Raw genomic sequence first — 24372 nt, forward strand, 5'->3', positions numbered from 1 at the left:
AATTTTGCCGTTCGGGCTCTCGGGTGGCGTGTAAGTTCTCCGGTGTCGGGAGCCGGACGCGGAATTCTCGAGACAACAAGAACTGCGAAACACTAGGAGTAAGAAATGGGCTTCAACAAGCTTGTCCCGCTGCCCCCCAAGCCCAAGAAGCAGCTCCCCCCGCCGCCGCAGCCCAAGCCGAAGCCGAAGAAGCACGCGCCGAAGCCGTTCCCGAAGCCGCTGCCCGGCCGGGACCAGTAATCCGAGACTGAATAGAAAAGGGGTCGATGGTGCGCTGTCGGCCCCTTTTCTTTTTCGTTCGGGAAGGTGATTCGAAAGGGGCACCGGATGAGTGACGAGAGCGATGAGAGCGACGAGTTCGAGTACGAGACCCCGACGATTCCCGCCCGGACGGCGTTCCGCCGTTTCTGGCCGCTGACCCAGGGCTTGAGGAAATGGCTGCTCATGGTCTGGCTGTGCACGGTGATCGCCGCGCTCGCCGAGACCGAGGCCATCCTGCTGTTCGGCGACCTCACCGACCACGCCCTGGAGAAGGGCTCGCTGGCCGCGTTCTGGGCACCGGCCGTGAAGTGGCTGGGCATCGCCGTGGCCGGTGCGCTCGTCGCGTACGCCGGCAACTCCCTGGCCGCATGGGCAACCGAGCGGTTCGTGATGCGGCTGCGCGAGCACGTCTTCGACCACGTCCAGCAGTTGCCGCCGCACTTCTTCCAACGCCACCGCCAGGGCGATCTGCTCTCCCGGCTGACCGGTGACGTCGAGGCGATCGAGACGATGGTCGTCTCCGGTCTGGTCGGCGCGGCCTCGGCCGCGTTCTCCGCCCTCTTCTACGCCGTGGCCGCGTTCTGGCTGCGCTGGGACCTGGCCGCCGCCACCTTCGTCCTCGCGCCCCTGTTCTGGCTGGCCGCCCGCCGCTTCTCCGGTTCCATCAAGGACGTCTCCCGCGAGGGCCGGGCCGCCGACGGCGCGATCACCTCCGTGGTGGAGGAGTCCCTCGGCAACATCGTGCTCACCCAGGCCTACGACCGCCGCGACGCCGAGCGCCGCCGGCTGCGCGAGGAGGCGAACGCCTGGTTCCGTGCCTCGGTCCGCTCCACCCGTCTCAACGAGGCCTACGAGCAGCTCGTCCAGGTCATCGAGACGGTGTGCGTGCTCGCGGTGACCGGCATCGGCGCCTGGGAGATCTCCACCGGCCGGATGACCCTCGGCCAGCTCCTCGCCTTCGCCGCGTTCCTCGGCTACCTCTACCCGCCGGTGCGCGGCCTCGCCCAGCTGGGCCTGACGGTCACCGCCGCCACGGCGGGCGCCGAGCGGCTCATCGAGATCCTGGACGTGCACCCCTCGGTCACCGACCCCCGCACGCCGACGCGGACCGGCCGCCCGGACGGAACGGTCGAGGTCAGGGAGGCCACCTTCACCTACCCGGAGGCCGGCAAGGCCGCCCTCCAGGGACTGTCCTTCACGGTCAGCCCCGGTGAGCTGGTGATCGTCACCGGCCCGAGCGGCGCCGGAAAGTCCACGGTCTCCAAGCTCCTGCTCCGCTTCTACGACCCCGACTCCGGAGAGGTCCTGCTGGACGGCGTCCCCCTGCGCGACTTCCCGCTGGCCCGGCTGCGCGAGTACATCACCCTGCTCCCGCAGGAGACCCTCGTCCTGCACGACACGGTCCGCGCCAACATCGCCTGCGGCCGCCCCGGCGCCAGCGACCAGGCCATCGAGGAGGCGGCCAGGGCCGCCGACGCGCACGACTTCATCGTCCGGCTCCCCGACGGCTACGACACCAAGGTCGACCCCAACTCGGCCCGCCTGTCCGGCGGCCAGCTCCAGCGGCTGGCCATCGCCCGCGCCATCCTGCGCGACGCCCCGGTCCTGGTCCTGGACGAGCCGACGACGGGCCTGGACGCGATGGCCGCCCGTCGCGTCGTCAAACCCCTGCGCCGCCTGATGACGGGCCGTACGACGATCATGATCACCCACGATCTCAACCTCGCCCCCGACGCCGACCGGATCCTCGTGGTGGACCGCGGCCGCATCGTGGAGAGGGGCCGCCACGAGGAACTCCTCGCCCGGGGCGGGGCGTACGCCCGGCTGCACCGCTCGCAGAACAACGCGGTGATGGACACCGGTGAACTGCGCATGCCGCTGTGGGAGGAGATCCAGGGGACGGGCGCACCGGGGGCGGCCGCCCAGGGCGGGACCGAGGCGTCGCCGGCGGCGTACGACCACGGGGCCTATGCCCCCGCGGGGGCCTGGACGGCGACGGCCCGGCCCGCCCAGCCCGTCCAGCCCGCCTACGAGTCCCACGGAAGCGTGCCCGGGTACCTCCCCGACGGCCGCCCCCTGTTCCGGGACGAGGAGGCCTGGCCGGGGATATGACCGCCGTAGGAGTCCCAGCATCCGGGACAGCTCCTTAAGGGGTTCACGCTCCTGTCGAAGTCCATTACCCTGGACCTGGTAGTACATCGCGATGGACGTACTCGATCAAGCCCAGGACTGCCCGTGACCGCCGCCCCCAGCACCTCCCACGCCTCCGGCGCCACCACGCCGACCCCGGCCGCCCCGGCCGGAGGCCCACGCCGCTTCGGCTCGCTCGGCTCGCTCGGTCCGGTCGGGCTGGTGCTGGCCGGCGGCATCTCGGTCCAGTTCGGCGGCGCCCTCGCCGTGACCCTGATGCCGAGGGCGGGTGCGCTGGGCGTCGTCGCCCTGCGCCTGATCGCGGCGGCGGCCGTCCTCCTCGTGGTCTGCCGCCCCCGGCTGCGCGGCCACTCGCGCGCCGACTGGGGCACGGTGATCGCGTTCGGCATCGCCATGGGCGCGATGAACGGCCTCTTCTACGAGGCGGTCGCCCGCATCCCGCTGGGCCCGGCGGTCACCCTCGAGGTCCTCGGCCCGCTGTGCCTGTCCGTGCTGGCCTCCCGCCGCGCGATCAACGTCGTGTGGGCGGGGCTTGCGCTGCTCGGCGTGTTCCTGCTGGGCGGCGGGGGCTTCAGCGACCTGGACCCCACAGGTGTCGGATTCGCCCTGGGTGCGGGTGCCATGTGGGCGACCTACATAGTCTTCAGCGCCCGCACGGGCCGCCGCTTTCCCCAGGCGGACGGCCTGGCCCTCGCCATGGCGGTGGCCGCGCTGCTCTTCCTCCCCCTGGGCATCACCTCGGCGGGCACTCGCCTGCTGGACCCCACCACCCTCGCTCTCGGTTCGGCGGTGGCCCTGCTCTCCTCGGTCCTGCCCTACACCCTCGAACTGCTGGCGCTGCGCCGCCTGCCCGCCTCCACCTTCGCGATCCTGATGAGCCTGGAGCCGGCGATCGCGGCCACGGCCGGTTTCCTCATCCTCGGCCAGTCCCTCTCCGCCACGGAGGCAGCGGCGATCGCCCTGGTCATCGCGGCGAGCATCGGTGCGGTCCGCACCCAGGTGGGCCGGGGCAGGGCCCGCGTGGAACCGGCACCGGAGGCCTGACGGGTACTCCGCCTGCGCAAGCCGTACCTCCCCGGCACACTGTCATGAATTCATGCAAGCACGCTTGATTGTTTCTGCCTCCGCTGCCATGCTCCCCCCATGGCCGACCCGACGCCCGTCATCGACGACCTGCGTGCCGAGAGCGAGGAACTCGACCTGCTCGTGGCCGAGTTGAGCACCGCGCAATGGAGGCTGTCTTCTCCCGCGCCCGGCTGGACCGTCGCCCACCAGATCGCGCACCTGCACTGGACCGACCGCTCGGCCGTGCTCGCCGTGACCGACCCGGACGCCTTCCACGCGCGGGTCGAGAAGGCCCTTGCTGCCCCCGGCTCCTTCGTGGACGAGGGCGCGGAGGAAGGTGCCCGGCTCGCGCCCGCCGAGCTGCTGCGGACGTGGCGCGCGGGACGCGAGGCCCTCGAGCAGGCACTGCGCGCCGCACCGCCCGGCGCCCGCTTCCCCTGGTACGGGCCGCCCATGTCGGCCGCCTCCATGGCCACCGCCCGCCTCATGGAGACCTGGGCCCACGGCCTGGACATCGCCGACGCGCTGGGTGTGGTCCGCGCACCTACCGACCGGCTCCGGCATGTGGTCCGGCTCGGGGTGCGTACCCGCGACTTCGCCCACACCGTCCACGGGCTCACCCCGCCCGCCGACGAGTTCCGCATCGAACTGACCGCCCCTTCAGGTGAGTTGTGGGCGTACGGCCCCGAAGACGCCCCGCAGCGCGTCACCGGCCCCGCCCTCGACTTCTGCCTCCTGGTCACCCAGCGCGCCCACCGCGCCGACCTCGCCCTGACCGCCACCGGCCCGGACGCCGACCGCTGGCTCGACATCGCCCAGGCCTTCGCGGGCCCACCCGGCACCGGCCGCCCGCCGAAGGGAACCGAAGAACGGTGAACGCCCTGCGCATCGGCAACTTCTCCGGCTTCTACGGCGACCGCGCGGCCGCCCTGCGCGAGATGCTCACGGGCGGCGAACTCGACGTCCTGACCGGTGACTACCTCGCCGAACTCACCATGATGATCCTCGCCCGCGACCGGCTGAAGGACCCCTCGGCCGGATACGCCCGCACCTTCCTGCGCCAGCTGGAGGACTGCCTCGGCCTCGCCCACGAACGCGGTGTCAGGATCGTCACCAATGCCGGCGGACTGAATCCGGCGGGACTCGCCGACGCCGTGCGGGACCTGGCCGCCCGGCTCGGCATCCCCGTCCGCGTCGCGCACGTCGAGGGCGACGACCTCACCGCGGCCCACCCCGGCGCTCTCGCCGCCCACGCCTACCTCGGCGGTTTCGGGATCACCGAGTGCCTGCGCGGCGGTGCGGACGTCGTCGTCACCGGGCGGGTGACCGACGCGGCCCTCGTCACCGGGCCCGCCGCCGCCCACTTCGGCTGGGGCCCCGGGGAGTACGACCGGCTCGCGGGCGCCGTCGTCGCCGGACATGTGCTGGAGTGCGGCACCCAGGCCACCGGCGGCAACTACGCGTTCTTCCGGGAGGGGGACGTACGCCGGCCCGGATTCCCGCTCGCCGAGATCCACGCCGACGGCAGCAGCGTCGTCACCAAGCATCCCGGCACCGGCGGCCTGGTGGACTTCGGCACGGTCACCGCCCAGCTGCTGTACGAGACCGGCGGCGGCCGGTACGCCGGGCCCGATGTCACCGCCCGGCTGGACACCGTACGGCTGAGCCAGGACGGGCCGGACCGGGTGCGGATCGAGGGCGTGCGCGGTGAGGCGCCGCCGCCGACGCTGAAGACCGGGCTCAACCGGCTCGGCGGCTTCCGGGGCGAGGTCGTCTTCGTCCTGACCGGACTCGACATCGAGGCCAAGGCCGGCCTGGCGCGCGAGCAGATGACCGACGCGCTCGCCAAGTCGCCGCCGGCCGAGGTCCGGTGGGAGCTGGTACGGACCGACCGGGGCGACGCCGACACGGAGGAGACGGCGAGCGCCCTGCTGCGGCTCGTCGTACGGGATCCGGACGAGCGGCTCGTCGGGCGGGCGCTGGGCGGAGCCGCGGTGGAGCTGGCGCTGGCCAGCTACCCGGGCTTCCATGTGCTCGCCCCACCCGGAAAGGGCTCTCCGTATGGGGTCTTCGAGGATGTGTACGTCCCCCATGGTGCCGTAGACCATGTGGCGGTCCTCCACGACGGACGTCGTGTCCCTGTGGCACCGCCCCAGGACACCCGGCCCCTGGAGGCCGTACCGGAACCGGCTCTCCCGGACCCCCTCCCGCCCGGGCCGACCCGGCGGGCACCGCTCGGCCTGGTCGCCGGGGCCCGCAGCGGGGACAAGGGCGGGAACGCCAACGTGGGTGTCTGGGCGCGCAGTGACGACGCCTGGCGGTGGCTCGCGCACGAGCTGACCGCCGAAAGGTTCCGCCGGCTGATCCCCGAGAGCCGGGACCTGCCCGTCACCCGGCACCTGCTGCCGAACCTCCGTGCGGTCAACTTCGTCGTCGAGGGCATCCTCGGCGCGGGCGTCGCCGCGCAGGCCCGCTTCGATCCGCAGGCCAAGGCACTCGGCGAATGGCTGCGCTCCCGCCACCTGGAGATCCCGGAGGCCCTGCTGTGACCACCCTGACCTCGGCCCTGGACCCGGGCAGCCCCGACCACCGCGCCCACCGCGCATCCATGCTCGCCAAGCTCGCCGAACTCGACGCCGAGCACGCCAAGGCGCTCGCGGGCGGCGGTGAGAAATATGTCCAACGGCACCGGGAGCGGGGCAAGCTGCTCGCCCGGGAACGGATCGAGCTGCTCCTCGACCCCGACACCCCGTTCCTCGAGCTGTCCCCGCTGGCCGCCTGGGGCAGTGACTACACCGTCGGCGCCTCGCTCGTCACCGGGATCGGCGTGGTCGAGGGCGTGGAGTGCCTGATCACCGCCAACGACCCGACCGTGCGCGGCGGCGCGAGCAACCCGTGGAGCCTGAAGAAGGCCCTGCGTGCCAACGACATCGCGCTCGCCAACCGGCTGCCCTGCATCAGCCTGGTGGAGTCGGGCGGCGCGGACCTGCCCTCCCAGAAGGAGATCTTCATCCCGGGCGGCGCCATCTTCCGCGACCTCACCCGGCTGTCCGCCGCCGGCATCCCGACCGTCGCGGTCGTCTTCGGCAACTCCACCGCCGGCGGCGCCTACGTCCCCGGCATGTCGGACCACGTGATCATGGTCAAGGAGCGGGCCAAGGTCTTCCTCGGCGGGCCGCCGCTGGTGAAGATGGCCACCGGCGAGGAGAGCGACGACGAGTCCCTGGGCGGCGCGGAGATGCACGCGCGCGTGTCGGGCCTCGCCGACTACTTCGCCGTGGACGAGCCGGACGCGCTGCGCCAGGCCCGGCGGGTGGTCGCCCGGCTGGGCCACCGCAAGGCGTACCCGGATCCGGGCCCCGCCGAGCCGCCCAAGTACGACCCGGAGGAACTGCTGGGCATCGTCCCCGGCGACCTCAAGACCCCCTTCGACCCGCGCGAGGTCGTCGCCCGCATCGTCGACGGCTCCGACTTCGACGAGTTCAAGCCGCTGTACGGGACCAGCCTGGTGACCGGCTGGGCCGCCCTGCACGGCTATCCGGTGGGCATCCTCGCGAACGCCCAGGGAGTCCTGTTCAGCGCCGAGTCGCAGAAGGCCGCCCAGTTCATCCAGCTCGCCAACCAGCGCGACATCCCGCTGCTGTTCCTGCACAACACCACCGGCTACATGGTCGGCAAGGAGTACGAGCAGGGCGGGATCATCAAGCACGGCGCGATGATGATCAACGCGGTCAGCAACAGCCGCGTCCCGCACCTGTCGGTCCTCATGGGGGCGTCGTACGGCGCCGGGCACTACGGGATGTGCGGGCGCGCCTACGACCCGCGTTTCCTGTTCGCCTGGCCCAGCGCCAAGTCGGCCGTCATGGGCCCGCAGCAGTTGGCCGGCGTGCTGTCCATCGTGGCCCGCCAGTCGGCGGCGGCGAAGGGCCGGCCCTACGACGAGGACGCGGACGCGGGCCTGCGCGCCATGGTGGAGCAGCAGATCGAGTCCGAGTCGCTGCCGATGTTCCTGTCCGGGCGGCTGTACGACGACGGTGTCATCGACCCGCGCGACACCCGCACCGTTCTCGGCCTGTGCCTGTCCGCGATCCACACCGCCCCCTACGAGGGCGCGCGCGGCGGCTTCGGCGTCTTCCGGATGTGAGGGATCACGTGATTTCGACACTGCTCGTGGCCAACCGGGGCGAGATCGCCTGCCGGATCTTCCGCACCTGCGACGAGTTGGGAATCCGGACGGTCGCCGTGCACTCGGACGCCGACGAGAACGCGCTCCACGCGCGCGTGGCCGGCACGGCGGTACGGCTCCCGGGGGCGGCGCCCGCCGAGACGTATCTGCGCGGCGACCTGATCGTGAAGGCGGCCCTGGCCGCCGGCGCGGACGCCGTGCACCCCGGCTACGGCTTCCTCTCCGAGAACGCGGACTTCGCCCGCGCCGTCGGCGACGCCGGCCTGACCTGGATCGGCCCGTCCCCCGCGGCCATCGAGGCGATGGCGTCCAAGACCCGGGCGAAGGAGCTGATGGGGATCGCGGCCCTGGCCGAGTCCGACGTCACCGAGGCCGATCTGCCGGTGCTGGTGAAGGCGGCCGCGGGCGGCGGAGGGCGCGGGATGCGGATCGTACGCCGTCTGGAGGAGCTGAGTGCCGCGCTGGAGGGCGCGCGCGCCGAGGCCGCGAGCGCTTTCGGCGACGGCGAGGTCTTCGTCGAGCCGTACCTGGAGCACGGCCGCCATGTCGAGGTGCAGATCCTCGCCGACACCCACGGCACCGTCTGGCCGCTCGGCACCCGCGACTGCTCCCTCCAGCGCCGCCACCAGAAGGTCATCGAGGAGGCGCCGGCGCCCGGCCTCACCGAGGGGCTCGCCGAGGAGCTGCGCACGCTGGCCGTGCGCGCCGCACGCTCCGTCTCGTACGTGGGCGCCGGCACCGTCGAGTTCCTCGTCGCCGACGGCCGCGCGCACTTCCTGGAGATGAACACCCGCCTCCAGGTCGAACACCCCGTCACGGAAGCCGTGTTCGGCATCGACCTGGTCGCCGAGCAGATCCGTGTCGCCGAGGGCCACGCACTCGAGAAGGAGCCGCCACGCGCGCGTGGCCACGCGATCGAGGCCCGCGTGTACGCCGAGGACCCCGCCCGCGACTGGGCCCCGCAGACCGGCACCCTGCACCGGCTCGCCGTCCCGGCCGGCGTCCGCCTGGACACCGGCTACACGGACGGCGACACCATCGGCGTCCACTACGACCCGATGCTCGCCAAGGTCGTCGCCCACGCCCCCACGCGCGCGGAGGCGCTGCGCAGGCTCGCCGGCGCGCTGGAACGGGCGGAACTCCACGGCCCGGTCACCAACCGCGACCTGCTCGTACGCTCCTTGCGCCACGAGGAGTTCACGGCGGCCCGCATGGACACCGGCTTCTACCCCCGTCACCTCGCCGCCCTCACCGCACCGGCCCCCGACCCGTACGCTCCCTTGGCGGCCGCCCTGGCCGACGCCCACGGCCGCTCACGCTTCGGCGGCTGGCGCAACCTGCCCTCGCGGCCGCAGGTCAAGCGGTACGAGATGGCGGGCGAGGAGCATGAGGTCCACTACACGCACACGCGTGACGGCCTCACAGCGGAGGGCGTGCGGGTCGTGCACGCGGACGCGCGCGTGGTCGTACTCGAAGCGGACGGCGTACAGCGCAGGTTCGAGGTCTTCGCGTACGGCGACGAGGTGCACGTGGGCGCCACCCGTCTCACCGCGCTGCCCCGCTTCCCCGACCCGGCCGCCCAGCTGGCCCCGGGGTCCCTGGTGGCCCCGATGCCGGGCACGGTCGTCCGCGTCGCCGAGGGCCTCGTGGAGGGGGCGCCCGTCACCGCGGGCCAGCCCCTGATCTGGCTGGAGGCGATGAAGATGCAGCACCGGATCACGGCACCGGCGGCGGGCACGCTGACCGCTCTCCCGGTGTCCGCCGGACAGCAAGTGCAGCCAGGAACGCTGCTGGCCGTAGTCGAGGAATTCTCTTCCTAGGAGCCCCATGACGTCCGTCATCGAATCCGAAGAACACAAGGCCCTCCGGTCCGCGGTAGCCGCCCTCGGCAAACGCTACGGCCGCGACTACCTCGTCCGCACCGTCGCCGAGGGCAGGCCCCCCGCCGAACTCTGGTCCGAGGCAGGCAAGCTCGGCTACCTCGGCGTCAACCTCCCCGAGGAGCACGGCGGCGGAGGCGGTGGCATCACCGAACTCTCCATAGTCCTCGAAGAGCTGGGTGCCGCGGGCTCCCCCCTGCTCATGCTGGTGGTCTCACCCGCCATCTGCGGCACGGTGATCTCCCGCTTCGGCACCGCGGAACAGAAACGCGCGTGGCTCCCCGGCATCGCCGACGGCACCCGCCTCATGGCGTTCGGCATCACCGAACCCGACGCCGGCTCCAACAGCCACCGCATCACCACCACGGCCCGCCGCGACGGCACCGACTGGCTCCTCACCGGCCGCAAGGTCTTCATCTCCGGCGTCGACATCGCCGACGCGGTCCTCGTCGTCGGCCGCACCGAGGACGCCCGCACCGGGCGCCTCAAGCCCTGCCTGTTCATCGTCCCGACGGACGCCGAGGGCTTCCACAAGCACCCCATCGACATGGAACTGAACGCCGCGGAGAAGCAGTTCGAGCTGGTCCTGGACGACGTACGGCTGCCCGCGGACGCGCTCGTCGGCGACGAGGACGCCGGTCTGCTGCAGCTGTTCGCCGGCCTGAACCCGGAGCGGATCATGACGGCGGCCTTCGCGATCGGCATGGGCCGCTACGCGCTCGCCAAGGCCGTCGAGTACGCCCGCGACCGCACCGTGTGGAAGGCCCCCATCGGCGCCCACCAGGCCATCGCGCACCCCCTGGCACAGGCGCACATCGACCTGGAGCTGGCCCGGCTGATGATGCAGAAGGCCGCCCGCCTCTACGACGCCGGTGACGACATGGGCGCGGGCGAGGCCGCCAACATGGCGAAGTACGCGGCCGGGGAGGCCTGTGTGAAGGCCGTCGACCAGGCCGTGCACACCCTCGGCGGCAACGGCCTCACGCGCGAGTTCGGGCTCGCCTCGTTGATAACGGCCGCACGTGTGGCTCGTATTGCTCCGGTGAGCCGGGAGATGATTCTCAACTACGTCTCCCACCAGACGCTCGGCCTGCCCAAGTCGTACTGAGCCGAGCCGCACCGAGCCGCCGCTTCCGCCTGGAGGAACCGTGTTCCGCAGCGAGTACGCAGACGTCCCGCCCGTAGAACTCCCCATCCACGAGGCCGTCCTGGGCCACGCCGCCGGCTTCGGGGACCAGCCCGCCCTCGTCGACGGCACGGACGGCACCACGCTCACGTACGCGCAGCTGGACCGGTTCCACCGGCGCGCCGCCGCCGGGCTCGCCGAGGCGGGCGTCCGCAAGGGCGACGTCCTCGCCCTGCACAGCCCCAACACGATCGCCTTCCCGGCCGCCTTCTACGCGGCCACGCGCGCGGGTGCCTCCGTCACCACGGTGCACCCGCTCGCCACCCCCGAGGAGTTCGCGGGGCAGCTCCGGGACAGCGGCGCCCGCTGGATCGTCACCGTCTCGCCCCTGCTCGGGGTCGCCCGCCGGGCCGCCGAAGTCGCGGGCGGCATACGGGAGATCTTCGTCTGCGACAGCGCGGACGGGCACCGCTCCCTGGCCGGCATGCTCACCGGCACCGCCCCCGAGCCGCGGCCCGGGATCGACCCGGCCCGGGACGTCGCCGCGCTGCCGTACTCCTCCGGCACCACCGGCGTCCCCAAGGGCGTCATGCTCACCCACCGGCAGATCGCCACCAACCTCGCCCAGCTGGACAGCGCCGTCCCGGCCGGCCCCGGCGACCGCATCCTCGCCGTCCTGCCGTTCTTCCACATCTACGGCCTCACCGCCCTGATGAACGCGCCGCTGCGCAAGGGCGCCACCGTCGTCGTCCTGCCCCGCTTCGACCTGGAGACCTTCCTCGCCGCCATCCACAACCACCGCATCACCGGGCTGTACGTCGCCCCGCCGATCGTCCTCGCCCTCGCCAAGCACCCGGCGGTCGCCGACTACGACCTGTCCTCGCTGAAGTACGTCATCAGCGCCGCCGCCCCGCTGGACGCCCACCTCGCGCGCGCGTGCGCCGAGCGCCTCGGCCTGCCCCCGATCGGCCAGGCCTACGGCATGACGGAACTGTCACCCGGCACGCACGTCGTCCCCCTGGACCGCCTGCACGACGCCCCCGCCGGAACCGTCGGCAGGCTGATCGCCGGCACCGAGATGCGGATCGTCGCCCTGGACGACCCCGGCAAGGACCTCGGCACCGGCGAGTCCGGCGAGATCCTGATCCGCGGCCCCCAGGTGATGAAGGGCTACCTCGGCCGACCCGACGCCACCACCGCAATGATCGACACCGACGGCTGGCTGCACACCGGCGACGTCGGGTACGTCGACCCGGGCGGCTGGCTCTTCGTCGTGGACCGGGTGAAGGAACTCATCAAGTACAAGGGCTTCCAGGTGGCGCCCGCCGAACTCGAGGCGCTGCTCCTGACCCACCCCGGCATCGCCGACGCCGCCGTCATCGGCACCTACAACGACGACGGCAACGAGGTCCCGCACGCCTTCGTCGTCCGCCGGCCCACCGCCGGGGACCTCACCGAGAACGAGATCCTCCTCCACGTCGCCGAACGCGTCGCCCCCTACAAACGCGTCCGGCTGGTCACCTTCATCGACACCGTCCCGCGCGCGGCCTCCGGCAAGATCCTGCGCCGCGAACTCCGCGCACTCAGGGAGCACACGTGAGCACACCGATCGGACGCACGCGCGCGCGTGGCGTCGAAACCCTCAGCCTCGACGCCACCGGCACCCGCAACGCTCTCTCCGCGTCCCTCGTCTCCGGCCTGGCGAACGCGCTGGCCGGGTGCGCCGAGGACGAGGACGTACGGGCCGTCGTCCTCACCCACACCGGCACCACCTTCAGCGCGGGCGCCGACCTGCGCGACCCTCCCGCCCCGGACGCCCTCGTCGGCCTGCTCCGGCAGATCGTGGAGCTGCCCAAGCCGGTCGTGGCCCGGGTGACCGGCCACGTCCGCGCGGGCGGGCTCGGCCTGCTGGCCGCCTGCGACATCGCCGCCGCGTCGGCCGCCGCCACCTTCGCCTTCACCGAGGTCCGCATCGGGGTCGCGCCCGCGGTGATCTCCCTGCCGGTCATCCCGCGCGCCGACCCGCGTGCCCTGGCCCGTCACTACCTCACCGGCGAGCGCTTCGATCCGGCCGAGGCCGTGCGCCTGGGCCTGCTGACCACGACGGCGGACGACGTGGACGAGGCACTCGCCCCGATCCTCGACGGCCTGCGCCGCTCCAGCCCGCAGGCCCTGGCCGAGACGAAACGGCTGCTCACGGCTAGGGTGCTGGAGACATTCGACCGGGACGCGGCGCACCTGACCGCGCTCTCGGCCCGGCTGTTCGCCTCCGGCCAGGCCCGGGAGGGGATGACGGCCTTCCTGGAGAAGCGGGACGCGGCATGGGTGGTGTGACCGGATGAACATGACGGCGGAACGCGACCGCGCGCCCAAGCAGGACCGCAGCCGGGCCACCCGGCAGCGGCTCCTGGAGGCCGCCGTGGCCTGCCTCGCCGAGCACGGCTGGGCGGGCTCCACCGTCTCCGCCGTGGCCGAACGCGCGGGCGTCTCCCGGGGCGCCGCCCAGCATCACTTCCCGACCCGCGAGGACCTGTTCACCGCGGCCGTCGAGTACGTCGCCGAGGAGCGCTCCACCGCGCTGCGGGCGCTCTTCCCGGGCGGCGCCGCCGACCGCCGGGCCGTCGTCGCGGCCCTCGTCGGCCTCTACACCGGCCCCCTCTTCCGCGCCGCCCTGCACCTGTGGGTCGCCGCCTCCAACGAGGAACAGCTGGGCCCGCGGGTGGCCGAGCTGGAGGCCCGGGTCGGCCGCGAGACCCACCGCATCGCCGTCGAACTGCTCGGCGCCGACGAGAGCCGCCCCGGCGTCCGGGAGACCGTCCAGGGCCTCCTGGACATGGCCCGCGGACTCGGCCTCGCCAACCTCCTCACCGACGACACCGCCCGCCGCGAGAAGGTCGTCACCCAGTGGAGCGCCCTGCTGGACGCGGCGCTGGGCTGAGCCGTCGTGCGGGGCCGGGCGCCCGTTGCACGGTGCCGGTGGGGGCGGGCGCTGAGCAGGTGAAGCGGGCCACATCCGAAGCCGCATCCGAATCCGGCGGGGCGCAGTACCCTTGCCGCATGCTTCCGATGCTCGTTCGCCGACGCCACGTGGACTACGTGCGCGTCACGAGCATGGGCTGTCGGCCTTCGGCCTGATTCAGCCCCTTTCTTCTCCCCCTTCTTACGGCATCCTGGGCGCCGCCCTACCCTCGGCGGCCTGCCCGTGGCCCACACACCCTGTGGACGCACCCATGACTTCGCACACCCCGACGGCGACCCCGTCGTACGACCAGCTCCCGATCATCGACCTGTCGGCAGTCGACCGCGGCCCCCAGGCCCGCGCCCTGCTGCACGCCCAGTTGCACAGCGCCGCCCACGACGTCGGCTTCTTCCAGCTCGTCGGGCACGGTGTGACCCGGGCCGAGACCGACGCGCTGCTCACCGCCATGCGCGCCTTCTTCGCTCTGCCCGAGGCCGACCGGCTCGCCCTCGACAACGTCAACTCCCCGCACTTTCGCGGCTACACCCGCACCGGCGACGAGCGCACCGCGGGAGCCCGCGACTGGCGCGACCAGCTCGACATCGGCGCCGAACGCCCCGCCCGCGTCCCCGGCCCCGGCGAGCCGCCGTACTGGTGGCTCCAGGGCCCCAACCAGTGGCCGGCCGCGCTCCCCGAGCTGCGCACGGCGGCCCTGGCCTGGATCGACAGGCTGAGCGCGGTCGCGGAGCGCCTCCTGCGTGAACTGCTCACGGCGATCGGCGCTCCGGCCGGCTTCTACGACCCGATCTTCGGCGCGCACTCCCACCCGCACCTCAAGCTCGTCCGTTACCCCGGCAGCGCGGGCGACGGCACCGACCAGGGCGTCGGCGCCCACAAGGACTACGGCTTCCTGACCCTGCTCCTGCAGGACACGGTCGGCGGCCTCCAGGTCCAGCGCGAGGACGGCCACTTCCACGACGTCCCGCCCCTCGAGGGTGCCTTCGTGGTCAACCTCGGCGAACTGCTGGAGGTGGCGACCGACGGCTACCTCCTCGCCACCAACCACCGCGTGGTCAGCCCGCCCGGAGCGACGGAACGCTTCTCGGTCCCGTTCTTCTACAACCCCCGCCTGGACGCGAGGATCGAGCCGCTGCCCTTCCCGCACGCGGCAACGGCTCCCGGCATCACGACCGACCCCTCCAACCCCCTGTACGCCGAGTACGGCTACAACGAACTGAAGGGCAAGCTCAGGGCGCACCCGCTGGTCGCGGAGCGGCACCACGGGAAGCTGCTGACACCGGCGGCGTGAACGCCCTCAGGGGCACGGGGGCGTACCCCTCAGGTATGAGGTACGCCCCTCAGCGGGCGATGTCCGCGTACCCCTCGATGTCCTGCGGACCGCGCGCCCCCGGCCCCACGTACCTCGCAGAAGGCCGCACCAGGCGACCCGTGCGCTTCTGCTCCAGGATGTGCGCCGACCAGCCGGCGGTCCTCGCGCACGTGAACATCGAGGTGAACATGTGGGCCGGCACCTCGGCGAAGTCCAGCATGATCGCGGCCCAGAACTCCACGTTGGTGGCGAGCACCCGGTCCGGCCGCCGGTTGTGCAGCTCCTCCAGCGCCGCCTTCTCCAGCGCCTCCGCGATCTCGAACCGCGGTGCCCCCAACTCCCGCGCCGTACGCCGCAGCACCCGCGCCCGCGGATCCTCGGCCCGGTACACCCGGTGCCCGAAGCCCATCAGCCGCTCACCCCGGTCCAGCGCCTGCCTGACGTACGCCGCCGCGTCCCCGGTGCGCTCGATCTCCTCGATCATCCCGAGTACCCGGGACGGCGCGCCGCCGTGCAGCGGCCCGGACATGGCGCCGACCGCGCCGGACAGCGCGGCGGCGACGTCCGCCCCGGTGGACGCGATCACGCGCGCCGTGAACGTCGACGCGTTCATGCCGTGCTCGGCGGCGGACGTCCAGTAGGCGTCGACGGCCGCGACATGCTTGGGGTCCGGCTCCCCGCGCCACCGGATCATGAACCGCTCGACCACCGACTGCGCCTTGTCGATCTCCCGCTGCGGCACCATCGGCTGCCCCTGCCCGCGCGCGGACTGGGCGACGTACGACAGGGCCATCACGGCGGCCCGCGCGAGGTCGTCGCGCGCCTGCCGCTCGTCGATGTCGAGCAGCGGTTTCAGCCCCCACACGGGGGCGAGCATGGCGAGGGCAGCCTGTACGTCCACGCGGATGTCACCGGAGTGCACCGGGATCGGGAACGGCTCGGCGGGCGGCAGGCCGGGGTTGAAGGCGCCGTCGACCAGCAGCCCCCACACGTTCCCGAACGAGACGTGCCCGACCAGGTCCTCGATGTCGACGCCCCGGTAGCGCAGGGCACCGCCCTCCTTGTCCGGTTCGGCGATCTCCGTCTCGAACGCGACGACTCCCTCGAGTCCGGGTACGAAATCGGACATCAGCGGCTCCTAGTGATGTGTCGGCGGCGGACACCCCGGTGATGCCCCGGTCATCCGGCGGTCATCCGGTGGTCACCCAAACCGCGGGGGAACCAGCACGATATCCCCCAGTGTCATATATCGGGAGTCCGAACGACACTGAGTGCCACGACTGTTCGAGACAGCCTCTGGGGCACGTACGGCAAGATGACCGCGTGACCGACCGCGAACCCCTCCTGGATCCCGCCCTCGACCCCGCCGCCATGCGCAAGCAGTACCAGGCCGGAGGCCTCGCCGAGCAGGACCTCGCCAGCCACCCCATGGACCAGTTCGCCCGCTGGTTCGAGGACGCCGCCCGCGCCGCCCTGCACGGCACCCTCTACGAACCCAACGCGATGGTCGTCTCCACGGCGGACGCCACGGGCCGCCCCAGCTCACGCACGGTCCTGATGAAGCAGTTCGACACCGAGGGCTTCGTCTTCTACACCAACTACGACTCCCGCAAGGGCCGCGATCTCGCGGCCAACCCGCACATCGGCCTGCTCTTCCCCTGGCACCCGCTCTCCCGCCAGGTCATCGTCACGGGCACCGCCCGCCGCACCGGCCGCGACGAGACCGCCGCCTACTTCCGCCTCCGCCCGCACGGCTCCCAGCTGGGCGCGTGGGCCAGCGCCCAGTCCTCGGTGATCGCCTCCCGCGCCGCACTGGACACCGCCTTCGCCGACCTGGCGGCCCGCTACCCCGAGGGCGAGCAGGTGCCGGTGCCCCCGCAGTGGGGCGGCTTCCGCGTCACCCCCGAGACGGTCGAGTTCTGGCAGGGCCGCGCGAACCGCCTCCACGACCGCCTGCGCTACACGGCACAGCCCGACGGCACCTGGAAGGTGGAGCGCCTGAGCCCCTGAGACCGGTCGGGGCACCGGCCCGTACACGCAGACGACCCGCGAGTTCGGGTCCTTCGCCTCTCGGCGGAGGAGCCGGCCGGACGTACCGGCGAACTCGCGGGTCGGGTGACTGCTTGGGATTGGGCCGGCTGCACGCGTCTGTCACGTGCTGGTCCGGCACCGCACTGGATGTGGTGGCGGACCGCTAGCCCGCAGCCACCTCACGCGTCCGGTATTCATACATCTGCCGAACCACCTCCCTTCTCGTGTACTCCACACCCTAAGAAGCCGCCGGAAACCGTTCAAGCGTTTTTTGGCCGGGACGCGCGCGGGGATTGATTGCCGGGAAGTTGTGGGAACAGGCTGTGGGCTGTGTCACGTTCCAGTTGAATGAAGCCCAGTGAGCGAACCGTGCGCCGTACGGGCGCCGACGCAGCCTCCAGGGGGTCCAGGTGAGTGCTTCCCGGCGGAGTGGGACCACCGATGAACTGGGGCCGGACGAGCCCGGAGATCCCGGTGAGTCCGGAGGATCCGACCTGCTCGCCGCGCTGCTCGACGGCATGGACGCGGCCCTGTGCGCGTTCGACGCCGACGGGGTCGTCACGCACTGGAACCGGGAGGCCGAGCGGATCCTCGGCTGGACGGCCGCCGAGGCGGTCGGGCGGCACGGCTTCGCCGGCTGGGCGGTGCGCAGCGCCGACGCCGAGGAGGTCCAGTCCCGGCTGATGTCGGCTATGCACGCGCCGGGCCGGCAGGTGCACGAGTTCGCACTGGTCACGAAGGACGGCGGGCGGGTCCTCGTCCGCACGCAGTCCGCCGCCGTACGGGGCCCGGACGGCAAGCCCGCCGGGCTGTACTGCGCGTTCAGCGAGGTGCACGCGCAGATCGATCTCGAGCGGTCGATCGCGCTGAGCGAGGCGCTGTTCGAGGACGCGGCCTGGGGTGTCGTCCTCATCGACGCCGATCTGCGGCCGGCCGTGGTGAACGCGCACGCGGCCCGGGCGCTCGGCGTCGGACGCATGTCCGCGCTGGGCAGGCCGCTCGGTGAACTGCTCGCGCAGGGCGTGGAGGAGCTGGAGGCCGCGCTCACGCACGTCCTGGCCGAGGGCGCGCCGCCCGCGCCCGCCGAGATGTGGCTTTCCCTGCGGACCTCGCAGGGCGAGAAGCGGCGCTGCTGGCGCAGCGGCTTCGTGCGACTGGCCTCGCCGCTCGCGGAGGAACCGGTCCCGCTGGGCGTGGGCTGGCTGTTCCAGGACGTCACCGAGGCCAAGCAGGCCGAGCAGGAGGCGGCCCTGCTGCGGTTCCGTACCAACCAGCTGCACCGCGCCGCCCGCGCCGCCGCAGAGTGCGAGGACCCGGCCGAGGTGGCCACCGTCCACCTGGACTTCGCCCTCGCCGGCTTCGCCGACCACGCGCTGATCGACCGGCTGGCACGCCCCCCGCGCGCCCCGGCGCACCCGGACGGGGAGGAGAGCGCCGTACGGCTGGTGCGGTTCGCCGCGACGCCCGCCGGGGGGCCGGGGCCGAGCCAGCTCGCCGGGGCGGCCGGGCTGCCCGTGCGCTACGAGGCGGGGCATCCGGCCGTGCAGTGCGTGGAGCGGGCCGGTCCCGTGCGCGCGGACGCCGGGGCGATCCCGCCGGAGCTGGCGCGGGAGTGGGCGCTGGCCCGGCAGTGGCCCGGCGACGCGGTGCACGCCCTGTGCGCGGTGCTGCGCAGCCGGGGTCGGACCCTTGGCGTGGTGACCTTCCTGCGCGGGCCGGGCCGCAGCCGCTTCGAGCGGTCCGACACGGCCTACGCCGAGGACGTGGCGGTGCGCATAGCGGCCGCGCTGGACCTGGCGGAGGCGGTGCGCGGCGGCAAGGGCGGTGCGTAGGCGGCGGACACGCGCGGCCCGCGGGGCTCAGTGCCGGTAGAAGATCCGGTCGCCGTACTCCCGCATCACGCGGCCGTTCCACTCATGGCCGCCGTCGACGTTCCCGGAGCGCAGGAGCGGCGGCTCGATGCCGCGCTCGGCGAGAGCGGCGGCCGCGGTGGCCATGACGGCCTGCATCAGGGCCGTGGTGACCACCGTCGAGGCGGGGGCGAAGGGGGCCGGGATGGTGTCGAGGGTGAGTTCGGCGTCGCCGACGGCGATCTTCGAGTCGAGGACGAGGTCGCAGTGGTCCTTCAGGAAGGTGCCGGAGGAGTGCCGGGACGTGGTCTGGGAGGCGTACGCCACCGAGGTGACGCCGATGACCTTCACGCCGAGGGCACGGGCGTTCAGGGCCATCTCCACGGGCAGGGCGTTGCGGCCGGACAGGGAGATGATCACGAGGGCGTCGCCGGCGCGGACCGGGGAGGTGCCGAGGACGGCGCCCGCGAGGCCGTCGACGCGTTCCAGGGCGGAGCCGAGGGTGGCCGGGGTGACGTCGACGCCGACGACACCGGGCACAGCGAGCAGGTTCATCAGGGCGAGGCCGCCGGCCCGGTAGACGACGTCCTGGGCGGCCAGCGACGAGTGCCCGGCGCCGAAGGCGAACAGGCGGCCGCCGGCCGCGACGGTGTCGGCGAGCAGGGTGCCGGCCGCCCTGATCGGCTCGGCCTCCTCCTCGCGGACCCGTTGCAGCAGGTTGATGGCGGCGTCGAAGAACAGGTCGGCAGGCGTGCCGTCGCTCATGCGGTGCCCCTTCGCAGCGTCTGTGTCGCGGATCACCGTGCGGTCTGGACCAGTGCGGTGTCAATACGGCCGATGAGTACCGGACGGCCGCCTCGTGCCGTCGTCCGGGCGGGAGGAGGTGCGGTTGCGGCCCTCGTTTTCCCGGCGGCCCCCGCTTGTCAGTGGGATCCGGCAGAATTGGTTGCAGGGCCAGCGCACGCGCCGGGCTTCCGGCAGAGGTAATCGAGGGGCACGTATGTCCGGACTGATCGACACCACGGAGATGTATCTCCGCACCATCCTCGAGCTCGAAGAGGAAGGCGTCGTGCCCATGCGAGCCCGCATCGCGGAGCGGCTCGACCAGAGCGGGCCGACGGTGAGCCAGACGGTGGCACGCATGGAGCGCGACGGCCTGGTGTCCGTGGCCAGCGACCGCCACCTGGAGCTGACCGACGAGGGCAGAAGGCTCGCCACGCGCGTGATGCGCAAGCACCGGCTGGCCGAGTGCCTCCTCGTCGACGTGATCGGCCTGGAGTGGGAGCAGGTCCACGCGGAGGCCTGCCGCTGGGAGCACGTGATGAGCGAGGCCGTGGAGCGCCGGGTCCTGGAGCTGCTGCGGCACCCGACCGAGTCGCCGTACGGCAACCCGATCCCGGGCCTGGAGGAGCTGGGCGAGAAGGACGGCGCCGACCCGTTCCTGGACGAGGGCATGGTCTCGCTGGCCGACCTGGACCCGGGCACGGACGGCAAGACGGTCGTCGTCCGCCGGATCGGCGAGCCGATCCAGACGGACGCCCAGCTGATGTACACGCTGCGCCGCGCGGGCGTGCAGCCCGGCTCCGTGGTGAGCGTGACGGAGTCGGCCGGCGGGGTGCTGGTGGGCAGCGGCGGTGAGGCGGCCGAGCTGGAGGCGGACATCGCCTCCCATGTCTTCGTCGCCAAGCGCTGAGCAGAGAAGGGCCCCGGCGCCTGCTGGCGCCGGGGCCTGTCCTCCCCTGTGCTGACCCGGAGCCCCGAGCTCTCAGGGTCATCCCCTCGGACCGCTTTTCCCCGAGTGGTCCGCCTCCCGCCAGAAAGATCCCCTGGGCGGCGGCGATCATGCCTCGAGGGATGTCACTCGAATGAGGGGTGTTGTCCGCCGAGGGAGGTTTTTCGAATAGACATTCGATAGCCTGCGGCGGCGGGGCAAGCACGACAGCGACAGCAGCGAGTACGAGTACGGCGGTACAACGGCAGTACACCGGTACGAGGCAGGCGGAGCTGGGGGTGGCGGGCCGATGGCACGGCGCATCGACGTGACGGGAGCGGGCGGGGTGCGCCTGGCGGCCTGGGAGTTCGCCGATCCCCCCAAGCGGGATCCGGACCGGGCGGAGGCGGAGCCCCACGCGCCGGGCGTGCTGTTACTGCACGGCCTGATGGGCCGTGCCTCCCACTGGGCGTCGACCGCCCGCTGGCTGGCCGCCCGCCACCGTGCGGTCGCCCTCGACCAGCGCGGCCACGGCCAGAGCGACAAGGCCGCGCAGACCGCCTACACCCGGGAGGCCTACGTCGAGGACGCCGAGGCCGCCGTCGAGCAGCTCGGCCTCGCCCCCGTCGTCCTCATCGGCCACGCCATGGGCGCGCTGACCGCCTGGCAGCTCGCCGCCAGACGCCCCGACCTGGTGCGGGGCCTGATCATCTGTGACATGCGGGCCTCAGCGCTCGGTGCGGCCTCGCAGCGCGAGTGGGCCGAGTGGTTCCGCTCCTGGCCCGTCCCCTTCGCGACCCTCGCCGACGTCCGCAAGTGGTTCGGCGAGGACGATCCCTGGGTGGAGCGGCCGAACCCCGCCCGCGGCGCCTTCTACGCCGAGGTCATGCACGAGTGCGCCGACGGCTGGCGCCCGGTCTTCGAGCCGGAGCAGATGCTCAGCTCCCGCGAGACCTGGGTGTACGACGCGCACTGGGAGGAGCTGGCCCAGGTGCAGTGCCCCACGCTGGTCGTACGGGGCCTGGACGGCGAGCTGGGGCGGGCGGAGGCGCAGGAGATGGTGCGGGTGCTGCCGCGCGGGGCGTACGCGGAGGTGACGGACGCGGGGCATCTCGCCCACTACGACCTGCCGGTGGCTTGGCGGGGGGCTGTGCTGCCGTTTCTTGAGTCGTTGCTCGGGGATTGAGTCGCCTGGTCGTCTGCCCGGCTGGTGTTTCGTCGGCGGCTACGGGCCGTCTCTGGTCGCTCGCGCAGTTCCCCGCGCCCCCTTCGGGGCTACCGATCCCGCCCGCACGCGTAAGCCAGCGGAGAGATCAGCTCCTCCGCATCCGGCAGCCACCGGTTGGCGGGCGTCGGCCGGCAGGCCCACTGCACGGCGCCGCGGGAGCCGAAGCGGGTCGGGGGAGCGGCCACGTACGCGCCCTCGCCGAGGGCCGCCAGGTCGAGCGACGGCAGCGCCCAGCCCAGCTTGCGCACGAGCTCCGGGACCTTCGCGGAAGCGCCCGGCAGCACGAAGAACTGCATGCGCCGGTCCGGGGTCCAGGTCACCGGCCCCAGCGTCAGCTGCATCCGCTCCATCCGGGCCAGCGCCAGGAACCCCGCGCTCTCCGGGACGGACAGCGCGTCGAAGGTCCGTCCCGTCGGCAGCAGGATCGACGCGGTCGGCTGCTTCTGCCACACCCGGCGCGCGACGGTCGCACTGCCGGTCGCCTGGGTCGCCCAGTCGGGGCGCGTGGGGTGCGCACCCGGCGCAGGGCAGGAAGCGTCGCCGCACGAGCAGCGCTGCATCCCGTCGGCGGCTTCCAGCCAGGTGCCCGGGAACACGTCCCAGTGCCGTTCCTCGGCGTACCGTACGGCGGTCTCCAGCAGCGATTCCCCGCGCTGCTGCGGAATCTGACCGGCAATCTGACTGTTCTCGGCGCCCACGATCGTCTCTTCCACGCTCCTCTCAACTCCCGCACCCACCTGTAGTTACGGCTGTACCGCGCGCGGGGGTGGAGCATCGATTCCGCAGTCGGGGCGCATGGGTGCACGTCCGGGGGCGCGCGGGGGGAAGCGGGGCGTGGGGTGGGTAGCCAGGAAGGGGGTTGGCATCCATCTTTACCCCGGCAAACCGCACATGTCGCGCATTGACGGTATGTCAGCTGGGCAGTGATCTTTCCGAACGGCTCGACTCGGCCGGATCTTTGCTTCAGGGGATCGCAGCACGGGATCGCAAGCAGGGGATCACAACGCACCGCAGGGGGTAGTTACATGGCCGCAAGGCCTCTCGTGGCGAGGCAGCCGAACGAACGGCTGCAGGCGCTCATCCAGGAAGCGGGGTGCTCGAACGCCGGGCTGGCCCGACGGGTCAACATGTGCGGCGCCGAGCACGGCCTCGACCTGCGCTACGACAAGACGTCCGTGGCCCGCTGGCTGCGCGGACAGCAGCCGCGGGGCCGGGCCCCGGCGATCATCGCGGAGGCACTCGGCCGCAAGCTCGGCCGTACGGTCACGATCGACGAGATCGGCATGGCCAACGGCAAGAACCTCGCCTCGGGAGTCGGTCTCCAGTTCTCGCCGACGGTACTGGGGGCCATCGAGCAGGTCTGCGAGCTGTGGCGCAGCGACGTGGGGCGCCGGGACTTCCTGACCGGCTCCTCCGTCGCCGCCTCCGCCCTCGTCGAGCCCAGCCGCGACTGGCTGATCTCGGCGCCGGACGCCCAGGTGGCCCGGCAGGCGGGCCCGCGCGTGGGCCCGGCCGACGTGGCCGCCGTGCGGTCCATGACCCAGGCGCTGACCGACCTGGACCACCAGTACGGCAGCGGGCATGTCCGGCCGGTCGTCGTGCACTACCTCAACAGCGTCGTCTCCGGGCTGCTCGCGGGCTCGTACCGCGAGGCGGTCGGGCGTGAACTCTTCGCAGCCGTCGCCCGGTTGACGGAGCTGGCCGGCTACATGGCGGTGGACACCGGCCAACCGGGCCTGGCCCAGCGGTACTACATCCAGTCGCTGCGGCTCGCGCAGGCCGCCGGGGACCGCGGCTACGGCGGCTACGTGCTGGCCGCGTCCATGAGCCACCTGGCCGCGCAGCTCGGAAACCCGCGCGAGATCTCCCAGTTGGCGCGAGCCGCGCAGGAAGGGGCGCGCGGGCATGCGACCCCGCGCGTGGAGGCGATGTTCCACGCGGCCGAGGCACGCGGGCACGCCCTGCTCGGCGACGCGCGCGCGGCCCAGGCGGCCACCGGGCGGGCGGTCACGGCGATGGAGCGGGCGGACGACTCCCGCGGGGACGACCCGGCGTGGATCCGGCACTTCGACGAGGCCTATCTGGCCGACGAATTGGCGCACTGCCACCGCGACCTCGGGCAGCCCGAGCAGGCGGCCCGGTACGCCGAGCAGTCGCTGGCCGGGCATCCCGAGTCCCGGGCCCGCCGGCGCGCCATCGGCTATGTGCTGCTCGCCACGGCGCAGGTGCAGCAGCGCGAGGTCGAACAGGCCTGCACCACCGGCCTGAAGGCGGTCGAACTGCTGGAGACGCTCCGCTCCAACCGGGGCGCCGAGTATCTGGAGGATCTCCAGCAGCGCCTGGAACCCTTCCGGGAGGAGGCGGTGGTACGGGAGTTCGGGGCGCGCCTCGATCTCCAGCAGGCCGCCTGAACGCCGGCCCCGCGATGTGGTGAACACACGGGAAACGGAACCCGAGCGCGGGACGGGGGCCGTGGATACGCCGTATACAGCGCATCGCGGGGCGGATTTGTTACCACTCTCACAGGGACGAAGATCGCGCACTGAGCTGCATGGCACGCGGCTCACGGGACCCGGTAGCGTGACCCGACGATT

Annotated in this window: 20 protein-coding genes; 17 read left to right on the forward strand and 3 right to left on the reverse strand. The window is 72.6% G+C overall.

The window, feature by feature from the left end; translation table 11 throughout:
* Positions 1-105: 105 nt before the first annotated feature.
* From A6P39_RS23640 to A6P39_RS23695, 12 genes are all read left to right on the forward strand, one after another.
* Positions 106-240, forward strand: a complete 135-nt coding sequence (locus A6P39_RS23640; RefSeq protein WP_267893375.1) for a hypothetical protein — start codon at positions 106-108, stop codon at positions 238-240.
* A gap of 87 nt (positions 241-327) precedes the next feature.
* Positions 328-2373, forward strand: coding sequence for an ABC transporter ATP-binding protein (locus A6P39_RS23645; protein WP_067053501.1), 2046 nt, complete (start codon positions 328-330; stop codon positions 2371-2373).
* Between the two features lie 123 nt (positions 2374-2496).
* Positions 2497-3456: an EamA family transporter gene (locus A6P39_RS23650; protein ID WP_067053499.1), complete on the forward strand. Its 960-nt coding sequence runs from the start codon at positions 2497-2499 to the stop codon at positions 3454-3456.
* A 99-nt stretch (positions 3457-3555) separates the two neighbouring features.
* The gene (locus A6P39_RS23655; RefSeq protein ID WP_067053497.1) at positions 3556-4353 is read left to right on the forward strand and encodes a TIGR03084 family metal-binding protein; all 798 of its coding nucleotides are present in this window, start codon (positions 3556-3558) and stop codon (positions 4351-4353) included.
* A complete protein-coding gene (locus A6P39_RS23660; protein ID WP_067053495.1) occupies positions 4350-6026 on the forward strand; it encodes an acyclic terpene utilization AtuA family protein in 1677 nt (558 codons plus the stop codon). Before A6P39_RS23655 ends, A6P39_RS23660 begins: the two co-directional genes overlap by 4 nt.
* Entirely contained in the window at positions 6023-7621 is a 1599-nt protein-coding gene (locus A6P39_RS23665; protein WP_067053493.1) for an acyl-CoA carboxylase subunit beta, read from the forward strand. The genes A6P39_RS23660 and A6P39_RS23665 overlap by 4 nt, the downstream gene beginning before the upstream one ends.
* Before the next feature lie 8 nt (positions 7622-7629).
* Entirely contained in the window at positions 7630-9483 is a 1854-nt protein-coding gene (locus A6P39_RS23670; protein WP_067053491.1) for an acetyl/propionyl/methylcrotonyl-CoA carboxylase subunit alpha, read from the forward strand.
* A 7-nt stretch (positions 9484-9490) separates the two neighbouring features.
* Positions 9491-10651: an acyl-CoA dehydrogenase family protein gene (locus tag A6P39_RS23675; RefSeq protein WP_067053489.1), complete on the forward strand. Its 1161-nt coding sequence runs from the start codon at positions 9491-9493 to the stop codon at positions 10649-10651.
* Positions 10652-10691: 40 nt separating this feature from the next.
* Complete coding sequence (locus A6P39_RS23680; protein ID WP_067053487.1) at positions 10692-12269, forward strand: 4-coumarate--CoA ligase family protein; 1578 nt, start codon at positions 10692-10694, stop codon at positions 12267-12269.
* Entirely contained in the window at positions 12266-13003 is a 738-nt protein-coding gene (locus A6P39_RS23685; RefSeq protein ID WP_067053485.1) for an enoyl-CoA hydratase family protein, read from the forward strand. Before A6P39_RS23680 ends, A6P39_RS23685 begins: the two co-directional genes overlap by 4 nt.
* A gap of 4 nt (positions 13004-13007) precedes the next feature.
* The gene (locus A6P39_RS23690) at positions 13008-13607 is read left to right on the forward strand and encodes a TetR/AcrR family transcriptional regulator (RefSeq protein ID WP_067053484.1); all 600 of its coding nucleotides are present in this window, start codon (positions 13008-13010) and stop codon (positions 13605-13607) included.
* Between the two features lie 292 nt (positions 13608-13899).
* Entirely contained in the window at positions 13900-14937 is a 1038-nt protein-coding gene (locus tag A6P39_RS23695; protein ID WP_067053482.1) for an isopenicillin N synthase family dioxygenase, read from the forward strand.
* Between the two features lie 49 nt (positions 14938-14986).
* On the opposite strand, the gene A6P39_RS23700 is transcribed toward A6P39_RS23695, so the two are convergent.
* On the reverse strand, positions 14987-16087 hold the full coding sequence (locus A6P39_RS23700; RefSeq protein WP_067053480.1) for a citrate synthase 2: 1101 nt from the start codon (positions 16085-16087) through the stop codon (positions 14987-14989).
* 194 nt (positions 16088-16281) lie between these two features.
* Between A6P39_RS23700 and pdxH the strand changes: the two genes are divergently transcribed.
* Positions 16282-16968: a pyridoxamine 5'-phosphate oxidase gene (pdxH, locus tag A6P39_RS23705; RefSeq protein ID WP_067053478.1), complete on the forward strand. Its 687-nt coding sequence runs from the start codon at positions 16282-16284 to the stop codon at positions 16966-16968.
* Positions 16969-17399: 431 nt separating this feature from the next.
* A complete protein-coding gene (locus A6P39_RS23710; protein ID WP_067053475.1) occupies positions 17400-18821 on the forward strand; it encodes a PAS domain-containing protein in 1422 nt (473 codons plus the stop codon).
* Between the two features lie 27 nt (positions 18822-18848).
* On the opposite strand, the gene A6P39_RS23715 is transcribed toward A6P39_RS23710, so the two are convergent.
* Positions 18849-19604, reverse strand: a complete 756-nt coding sequence (locus A6P39_RS23715; protein WP_067053473.1) for an SIS domain-containing protein — start codon at positions 19602-19604, stop codon at positions 18849-18851.
* A 235-nt stretch (positions 19605-19839) separates the two neighbouring features.
* Here A6P39_RS23715 and A6P39_RS23720 point away from each other — a divergent pair, with 235 nt between their 5' ends.
* Both A6P39_RS23720 and A6P39_RS23725 read left to right on the forward strand, forming a co-directional pair.
* Positions 19840-20532 (forward strand): metal-dependent transcriptional regulator, encoded by a 693-nt coding sequence (locus tag A6P39_RS23720; RefSeq protein ID WP_067053471.1) that lies wholly within the window; start codon positions 19840-19842, stop codon positions 20530-20532.
* A gap of 328 nt (positions 20533-20860) precedes the next feature.
* Entirely contained in the window at positions 20861-21736 is an 876-nt protein-coding gene (locus tag A6P39_RS23725) for an alpha/beta fold hydrolase (protein WP_067053469.1), read from the forward strand.
* Between the two features lie 89 nt (positions 21737-21825).
* Here the strand turns inward: A6P39_RS23725 and A6P39_RS23730 are convergent, their stop codons facing one another.
* Positions 21826-22491, reverse strand: coding sequence for a bifunctional DNA primase/polymerase (locus tag A6P39_RS23730; RefSeq protein WP_067053467.1), 666 nt, complete (start codon positions 22489-22491; stop codon positions 21826-21828).
* A 312-nt stretch (positions 22492-22803) separates the two neighbouring features.
* Between A6P39_RS23730 and A6P39_RS23735 the strand changes: the two genes are divergently transcribed.
* Positions 22804-24189 carry a transcriptional regulator gene (locus A6P39_RS23735; RefSeq protein WP_067053465.1) on the forward strand — a complete coding sequence of 462 codons (1386 nt, stop codon included), beginning with the start codon at positions 22804-22806 and terminating at the stop codon, positions 24187-24189.
* The last annotated feature ends 183 nt before the right edge of the window (positions 24190-24372 follow it).

Source organism: Streptomyces sp. FXJ1.172 (assembly GCF_001636945.3).
In the GTDB taxonomy this organism is placed as follows: domain Bacteria; phylum Actinomycetota; class Actinomycetes; order Streptomycetales; family Streptomycetaceae; genus Streptomyces.

Excerpts from the sequence above, each read along its gene's own strand:
- A6P39_RS23640 (WP_267893375.1), top strand. The coding sequence starts at position 106 with ATGGGCTTCAACAAGCTTGTCCCGCTGCCCCCCAAGCCCAAGAAGCAG.
- A6P39_RS23645 (WP_067053501.1), top strand. The coding sequence starts at position 328 with ATGAGTGACGAGAGCGATGAGAGCGACGAGTTCGAGTACGAGACCCCG.
- A6P39_RS23655 (WP_067053497.1), top strand. The coding sequence starts at position 3,556 with ATGGCCGACCCGACGCCCGTCATCGACGACCTGCGTGCCGAGAGCGAG.
- A6P39_RS23675 (WP_067053489.1), top strand. The coding sequence starts at position 9,491 with ATGACGTCCGTCATCGAATCCGAAGAACACAAGGCCCTCCGGTCCGCG.
- A6P39_RS23690 (WP_067053484.1), top strand. The coding sequence starts at position 13,008 with ATGAACATGACGGCGGAACGCGACCGCGCGCCCAAGCAGGACCGCAGC.
- A6P39_RS23695 (WP_067053482.1), top strand. The coding sequence starts at position 13,900 with ATGACTTCGCACACCCCGACGGCGACCCCGTCGTACGACCAGCTCCCG.
- A6P39_RS23700 (WP_067053480.1), bottom strand. The coding sequence starts at position 16,087 with ATGTCCGATTTCGTACCCGGACTCGAGGGAGTCGTCGCGTTCGAGACG.
- A6P39_RS23715 (WP_067053473.1), bottom strand. The coding sequence starts at position 19,604 with ATGAGCGACGGCACGCCTGCCGACCTGTTCTTCGACGCCGCCATCAAC.
- A6P39_RS23720 (WP_067053471.1), top strand. The coding sequence starts at position 19,840 with ATGTCCGGACTGATCGACACCACGGAGATGTATCTCCGCACCATCCTC.
- A6P39_RS23725 (WP_067053469.1), top strand. The coding sequence starts at position 20,861 with ATGGCACGGCGCATCGACGTGACGGGAGCGGGCGGGGTGCGCCTGGCG.
- A6P39_RS23735 (WP_067053465.1), top strand. The coding sequence starts at position 22,804 with ATGGCCGCAAGGCCTCTCGTGGCGAGGCAGCCGAACGAACGGCTGCAG.